General features: G+C 68.2%; 7 protein-coding genes and 1 pseudogene. 7 read left to right on the forward strand and 1 reads right to left on the reverse strand.

Going from position 1 to position 7010, the window contains the following annotated elements; all coding sequences use genetic code 11:
• On the forward strand, window positions 1–911 hold a 911-nt coding region (locus tag E1258_RS28195), incomplete at its 5' end, for a polymorphic toxin-type HINT domain-containing protein (protein ID WP_256371038.1).
• A gap of 42 nt (window positions 912–953) precedes the next feature.
• Entirely contained in the window at window positions 954–1307 is a 354-nt protein-coding gene (locus E1258_RS28200; RefSeq protein ID WP_132406472.1) for a hypothetical protein, read from the forward strand.
• A gap of 533 nt (window positions 1308–1840) precedes the next feature.
• Here E1258_RS28200 and E1258_RS28205 read toward each other — a convergent pair.
• A complete protein-coding gene (locus E1258_RS28205; protein WP_132406474.1) occupies window positions 1841–2413 on the reverse strand; it encodes a GntR family transcriptional regulator in 573 nt (190 codons plus the stop codon).
• Window positions 2414–2568: 155 nt separating this feature from the next.
• On the opposite strand from E1258_RS28205, the gene E1258_RS28210 reads away from it, so the two are divergent.
• From E1258_RS28210 to E1258_RS28230, 5 genes and pseudogenes are all read left to right on the forward strand, one after another.
• Complete coding sequence (locus E1258_RS28210) at window positions 2569–2892, forward strand: hypothetical protein (RefSeq protein ID WP_132406476.1); 324 nt, start codon at window positions 2569–2571, stop codon at window positions 2890–2892.
• A pseudogene (locus E1258_RS28215) lies at window positions 2889–4351 on the forward strand (FtsK/SpoIIIE domain-containing protein). The gene E1258_RS28210 and the pseudogene E1258_RS28215 overlap by 4 nt, the downstream one beginning before the upstream one ends.
• Complete coding sequence (locus tag E1258_RS28220) at window positions 4348–5649, forward strand: replication initiator (protein ID WP_132406478.1); 1302 nt, start codon at window positions 4348–4350, stop codon at window positions 5647–5649. The pseudogene E1258_RS28215 and the gene E1258_RS28220 overlap by 4 nt, the downstream one beginning before the upstream one ends.
• Window positions 5646–5837: a helix-turn-helix domain-containing protein gene (locus tag E1258_RS28225; protein WP_018802379.1), complete on the forward strand. Its 192-nt coding sequence runs from the start codon at window positions 5646–5648 to the stop codon at window positions 5835–5837. Before E1258_RS28220 ends, E1258_RS28225 begins: the two co-directional genes overlap by 4 nt.
• On the forward strand, window positions 5827–7010 hold a 1184-nt coding region (locus tag E1258_RS28230; protein WP_243715745.1), incomplete at its 3' end, for a site-specific integrase. The genes E1258_RS28225 and E1258_RS28230, both read left to right, overlap by 11 nt.

A 7010-nucleotide genomic window follows, 5' to 3' on the forward strand; every position in this document is an offset into this window, starting at 1 on the left:
GTGGTGGGTCGGCGCCGTCGGCTCGGCCGCCGCGGGCGGAGGAGGTGTCGGCTGGTTCCTGCTCCACCGGCAAGCCCCGGCACAGTTTCGACCCGGCGACGTTGGTGCTGCTGGCCGATGGTACGGCCCGTCCGATCGGGGACGTCCAGCCCGGTGACGAGGTGGTGTCGACCGATCCGGAGACGGGGGAGACCAGCGCCGAGCCGGTGACCCGGTTGCATGTCAACATCGACCGGGAGTTGACGAACGTCACCGTGCTGGGCAGCGGTGCGCAGCGGGCGGTGACGCTGGAGACCACGGCGCATCACCCGTTCTGGGACGCCACCGACCGGCAGTGGGTCGACGCCGGGAAACTCCAGGTCGGACATCGGCTGCTAATCCACGACGACAAGCGGCTGGAGGGCGACGGCACCGGTGCCGGTGCCGGCGGCGGCGGACCCGGACGCGAGGTCACAGTCGTCGCGGTCGACAACTTCACCGGCTCCGAACTCATGCGCGACCTCACTGTCGCCACCCACCACACGTACTATGTGCTCGCAGGCACCACGCCAGTACTCGTTCATAACTGCGGGGAAAGCATCTATGAAGCCGGTGGGAAGCATGGTCCTACTGCAAGGGGTTCTTCGCGGGGAACAAATAGCGCTGAGTCGAGAAATGGTCAAGGTGCGCTCGAAAACTCGATTGAGTGGACACCTGAGGGGCCTGGTCAGTCTCCCCGGAGGATCGGCGTCTCGGATGGAGAGATCGTGATTCTGGACCGAACCAGGCAAGCGGCCTGTGGTTGTAGCCGGGATGGCGGAATGAACGATATCTGGCATGGTCATGTCCGTGGCTGGGGTGAGCTATCTCAAGGTATGCAAAGCGCTATTAGGAAAGCCGGGTTGGTTGACCGAAAGGGTCGACCGCTGTAATGACCGACAAAAGTTCCCACATGAGTGCAGGTTGGATATCGGGTGACTGACAAGGACTCACCGCAGGTAGACCCATCCTGGCGCGCTGATCTGATGGCGGAGGTTGCGAGTGGTGACGTGCCGCGGGCGACTGATGCATTGCTCTCATTGGTGAACCATGAGAGTGAGCGGATTTGGATCGAAAGCGCGCTGTTGGATGTGATCGATGGTGAATTTGATCTGCAAATCAGGCAGCTGGCAGTGATCTGTTTGGGTCACGTGGCCCGTATTCATCGGGCGATTTCGGATGAGGTCGTGTCTCGGCTGGAGGAAATGCGGAGTGACCGGGACTTTTCGTCGCGGGCAAATAATGCGCTTGAGGATGTGGAAATCTTCGCGCGGCGTCCGCAAGGATAAACTAGTCGCGTAGCTGACCAATTCGGCGTGGCAAAACGCGGGATGCAGCGGGTGGATCCGTTGCACCCCGCGCGCCTGTTGAATCGCCTGAACGTGCACTACTACTTTGAGTTATCTCGGCTGCTCTGCGCGTCGGCGTGCGTGGTCGTGCGCCTCGGTTGATGTCAGGCACTTAGTACAAGCGCAAATGTATCGATGTCTTTGTGGCGGGCATCCGCGATGGTATGGGCGACTGGCTGACGTTGGGCGTGACCACGGGTGTCCGATTCGGTGCGAGGAGGTGGCTTGCTCGTTGCCTCGGCGCGTAGCGTCGTGGCGTCGATCCCCGGAACCCAGTGCGGTGCTGATCCACTGAAGGGATCGTCACGGCCTGTTGCCGCGCCGTGACGATTTCCCTGCTTCTTGTGGTTCGTCGGGTGCGTGCGCGCGGGCCGAAGGTGTAGCGCGTGCGCGCGGCCCGGCCTTGGCCGGGCCGTCTTGATTAGGTGAAGCAATTCTTAGCCCAGTCGCTCCGTCGGTGGCGGGCTGCTGGGCTACGCCTTCGGGTTGCGGCGTGCCTTCTTCGGTGTCGGCGGCTCGGCAGGCTCGGGCGCCTCGCTGGCGGCGGCTCGTCCGAGGTTGGCTTCGTAGGCGGCGAGGTCGTCGGCGAGGTCGGTGTGTGCTTGTTGGAGGGTGGCGAGTTCTTCGGTGGCTTGCCAGGCGGCGGCGGTGTCCTTGTTCATGAAGGCGTCGACGATCTTGCCGCTGATGCGGTCCCGCTCTAGGAGGTAGAGGGCGAGGCGCCGGTTCAGGGCCGGGTTGTCGCTGATGACCGGGGTCTGGGTCGTCGCGGCGGTGGGCCGGCCGTCCGCGTCGGTGCCGGTGCGTTGGGGTGCCTGGGGGTGGACGAAGGTGCCTTTGCCGACGACGGCGTAGGTGAGGCCGCGGTGTTGCAGCTCGCGTAGCGCCCGTTGGGCGGTCATGGAGGCGACGCCGTAGGTGTCTGCCATGCGCCGGGCGGTGGGGAGCACGTCGCCGGGGGCGAGTTTGCCGGTGCGGATCTGGTCGACGATGTCGTCGACGACCCGTTGGAACAGGGCGCGTCGGTCGTCGGCGTCGTGCGGCATGTGCTGATCGTAGTCGTCTTGTCCTGGTTGAGCTACACGGGCTGCTCAAGATTCCTGAGCAAAACCTCTTGACTAGATCATTATTGTCACGTGAAGCTTAGGAAGCCTAGTAACCATGCCATGAGGGTGTGGTGGGCGAACGAAGGAGAACGCTCGTGTTGGTACTACCGATTGACGGTGGTAAGGGGCTGTTGGTGCTCGCTGGGGCGACACCGCAGTTCAAGAACAAGGAGAGCGGGGTTGCCGCCACGGACCGCGCCACGGGTGCGCCGTTGGTGGAGGTGCCCCTGGCGTTGACGGCCGACGGTGGGACCCCGCAGGTGTTGCGGGTGTCGGTGCCGCAGCCCTCGGTGCCGAAGGACCTCGCGGTCGGCCAGTGGGTGAAGGCGACCGGGCTGACGTTGGTGGCGGGGGAGAAGAACGGCCGGCCGTGGCAGATCTTCCGCGCGTCGGCGTTGACGGCGGTGAAGCCTGGATGACGACGATCGATTCGACTCATCTGAGGTTGCTCACCGTGGTTCCCGCCGTGCTGCTGGGCGCGGCGGCTGTCGTGGTGGTCGTCTGGTTGGCCGCGCATCTGGTGCGGTATCTGCTGGCCGACGCGGAGATCCGGCCGGCGATACGTGTCGCCTGGCGGATCCGGTGGACGTGGCGGCGAACTGCCGTGCGGGTGGGCCTGGTCCAGACCGAACGCGTCCGCCCGCCGTTGTGGTCGTCGCGTCCACACACCAATGTGGTGCGGCGGGAGTTGGTTCCGACGGTCCGGGTGCGGGCGCGGCGGTGGGGTGTCGAGGTCGATGCTTCCACGGTCGGCCGGCTCGGCCTGGTCGAGTTCCAGGACGCCGCTGGGCATCTCGCCGACGCGTGGCGGGTGCCGCAGGTACGGGTAGCGCAGGTCCGTCCCGGCCTGGTCCGGCTTCGGGCGTTGCTGGTCGACCCGCTCACCCAACCGACCGCCTGAAACGGACACGCCACGACCGTCGACCATCTGGAGACGTGGTCGGCGGGTGTCGACGCCGACAGTCAGCCGGTCACCATCCGCTCTTCGGGCGTGTCGGGGTGGTGGTCGCGGGGCTGGCCGGCTTCGGCAAGACCTCGCTGCTGAACGCCCGGTTCTGTCAACTCGCGCCGTCGTCGGCGGTGCAGTTCGTGTTGATCGACGGCAAGGGCGGCCCGGACTACGACGAGCTGTTCCGCCGGGCGTGGCTGTCGGCGAAGGACGATCCGGAGCAGGTCCGTGATCATCTGGCGCGGGTGCATGAGCTGATGACGGGTCGTCAGCGATGTATCCGGGCGGTGCTCGGAGTGAAGAACGTGTGGCATCTCGGCCCGTCCGTCTCGTGGCCGCTCGTGGTGGTGGTGATCGATGAGGCGCACACGTTCTTCAGCGAGTCCAAGGGCACCGACGTCGAGTCGAAGAAGCGCGATGCGGTGGCGCGGCAGACGGCCCGGCTGGTGGAGGAGATGGTGCGTAAGGGCCGCAACGTCGGTATCCAGGTGATCCTGGCGACGCAGAAGGCCACCGGCGACGCCATCCCGACAAAGATCCGGGACAACTGCCAGGTCGCGGTCAGTTTCGCGCAGCGCACCAGCGAGGCGGCCACGGCGATACTCGGCTCGGACATCACCGGCTTCCCCGATGAGCACCCGCGCCGGTTGCAGGACCCGGCCTACATCGGGGTCGCCTCGATGGTCGCCGAAGGCCGGCCCGAGTTCACGCTGGTCCGTACCCCGTACGTCAGTGACGAGGCCGCTGACCGGATCGCGGCGGACACCGCCGGACTGGTGCGTGACCCGCTGCGGCTGCTCGCCGACGCAGCCAGGGCGGACCGTCCCGGCGATGAGGACAGGGAGGGCGGCGGCTCATTCCGCCAAGAACACCCCGCCGCTCTCCCTGCAAGCAGCCCTACCACGAATGGAGAGGAGCCGCGCCGATGATGCCATCCACCGCTGCTGGCGTCGACCTCGACGCCCTGCTCCGTATCGCCGCCGCTCAGGAGGTTGAGGGACGAGTCGGTGTGTGCGGGCACCCGATCCGGTTGACCGGGCATGGTCTGCTCATCGAGGCCGGCACCGGCCGGGTCCTCGCCGACACCGGCGACCGGCAGATGATCACGGTGCGGTGCCGTAACCGGCGTGCCGCGCGGTGTCCGGCGTGTTCGACGTTGTACAAGCTCGACGCCTTCCACCTGATCGCCGCCGGGCTCCGTGATGAGCCCACCACCGTGGCCCGGCCGCGGGTGTTCGTGACGGTGACCGCGCCGTCGTTCGGCCCGGTACACCTCGGCCCCGCCCGGCACGGTGTCCTGCGTCCCTGCCACCCCGATCGGTCCGTATGCGGTCGGTGGCACCTGCCGGACGATCCGCTGATCGGCACCCCCCTCGAACCGGACGGCTACGACTATCCGGGGCAGGTACTGTTCAACGCCCACGCCGGAATGCTGTGGGCGCGGTTCACCACCGAGGCACGCCGCACCATCGCCGCCGTAGCGGGTCTGTCCCGGCGCGAGGCTGCCCGGCAGGTGCGGATGGCCTTCGCCAAGGTCGCCGAGTTCCAGGCCCGGGGCGTGGTCCACTTCCACGCGATCGTCAGGCTCGACGGACCGGACGGCCTGCCCACCCCGCCGCCGACCTGGGCAACAATCCACCTGCTGGAAACCGCGATCCGCCGGGCGGTCCCCGCCGTCACCGTCGCCACGCCAGCGATCGTCGGCGGGCGTGTGCTGCGGTGGGGGCGGCAGATTGACATCCAGCCGCTTCCCTCCGGTGACGTGGTGGTGGCCCGGTACGTGGCGAAGTACGCCACGAAGACCGCCGAGGCCGTCGGCGTCGACGTGCCACCGCTGTTCTGCCCTGCTTGTCGAGGCGACGGCCTGCGCCCCGGCGACGGGCTCCGACGCTGGTGCCGGGTCTGCTCGGGCACCGGCCGCCGTCCCGGCGTCAGCCTCAATCGGCTGCCCGCGCACGACCGCGTGTTGGTGGAGACCTGCTGGCGGCTCGGCGGACTGCCCGACCTGCGGGGGCTGCGGCTGCGCCGGTGGGCGCACCAGCTCGGCTACCGGGGCCACGTCACCAGCAAGTCACTGGCCTACTCGACCACCTTCGCCGCGCTGCGCGGTGAGCGGCGCCGCTGGCGGCTGACCCGCCACGCCGAAGCTGTCGGCGTCGACCCGACCACCGACCTGCTCACCGTCGGGGACTGGCGCTACACCGGCCAACTCGGGGAGGGCCAATGAGCAGCCCCGACCTGTTGACCGTCACCGACGTGATGGCCCGGCTGCAAGTCGGCCGGCACACCGTCTACGACCTCATCCGCTCCCGCAGGCTGCACTCCGTACGCATCGGCCGCTGCCGCCGCATCCCCGCCCGGTCCCTGGCCGGCTACCTCGACTCACTGACCAAGGAGGCCGATCATGGCCGGTAGAAAGGCCAACGGCGAAGGCACGATCTTCCAACGGGCCGACGGCCGCTGGTGCGGTGCTGGCTACGTTCTCGCCGCCGACGGCACCCGCAAGCGCATCTACGTCTACGGCGCCACCCGCCGCCAGGCGGCCGACAAGCTCGCCGAGAAGCTGGCCGACTCGAACCGGGGCCTGGTCGTGGCCGCCGACCCGAACCTCACCGTCGGCGATTACCTGACCGCGTGGCTGACCGGCGTCGCCCGGCATCGGCTCCGGGCGACGACGTACGTCACGTATGAATCCCTGGTCCGCCGGTTCCTGATCCCGGGGCTCGGCGCACGCAAACTCGGCACGCTCACGGTCCGGGACGTACGGACCTTCCTCGACCGCCTTCCGAGCGTGTGCCAGTGCTGCGCACAGGGCTGGGACGCCAAGCGGAACCCTGACCATCCGGTCAAGGCACGCCGGCCGCGCTGCTGCGCGATCGGCAACTGCTGCGGCAAGCACATCCGCCCCGCCACGGTCCGCTACATCCGGGCGGTCCTGTCGGCCGCCCTCGCCGACGGCGTCCGCGAAGACCTCCTCGGCCGCAACGTCGCCAGCTCGGTACGGCTACCCACCCCGCGCAGCGACTTCCAACCGTTCACCGTCGGCGAGGCCCGCCGCTACCTCCTCGCCGCCGCCTACCACCGCCACGGCCCCCTGTTCGAACTGGCACTACGCACCGGACTACGGCGAGGGGAACTTCTCGGCCTGCGCTGGGACGACATCGACCTCGACGCCGGCCACCTGTACGTGCGGCGCACCCTGGCCCGCACCCGAGGCGGCCCGACGTTCCAACCGGTCAAGACCCACCGCTCCGCGCGGCGCATCGTCCTGCCCCGCGACTGCGTAACCGCACTCAAGCGCTATCGCACTCGGCAGGACATCGACCGGCGCGAGGCCGCCGCCGACTGGACCGAAACCGGGCTCGTGTTTACCACCAGCACGGGTGGGCCGATGGACCCGGCCGCGGTGCACCGCCACCACCAGGCCATCTGCGAACTCGCCGACGTCCGCTACATCCGCTTGTGGAGTCGGCCCGGGGCGCGGTGGCGGGATTGCTCCCGGTCCGTTTCCCCGGACCGCTCTCCGAACCCGCCGTGCCGATCTCTCGGCAACGGGCTCTCCACGGTTCCTGCCGTCAGGCGGGGTTC

The organism is Micromonospora sp. KC207, from assembly GCF_004348615.1.
GTDB lineage: Bacteria > Actinomycetota > Actinomycetes > Mycobacteriales > Micromonosporaceae > Micromonospora.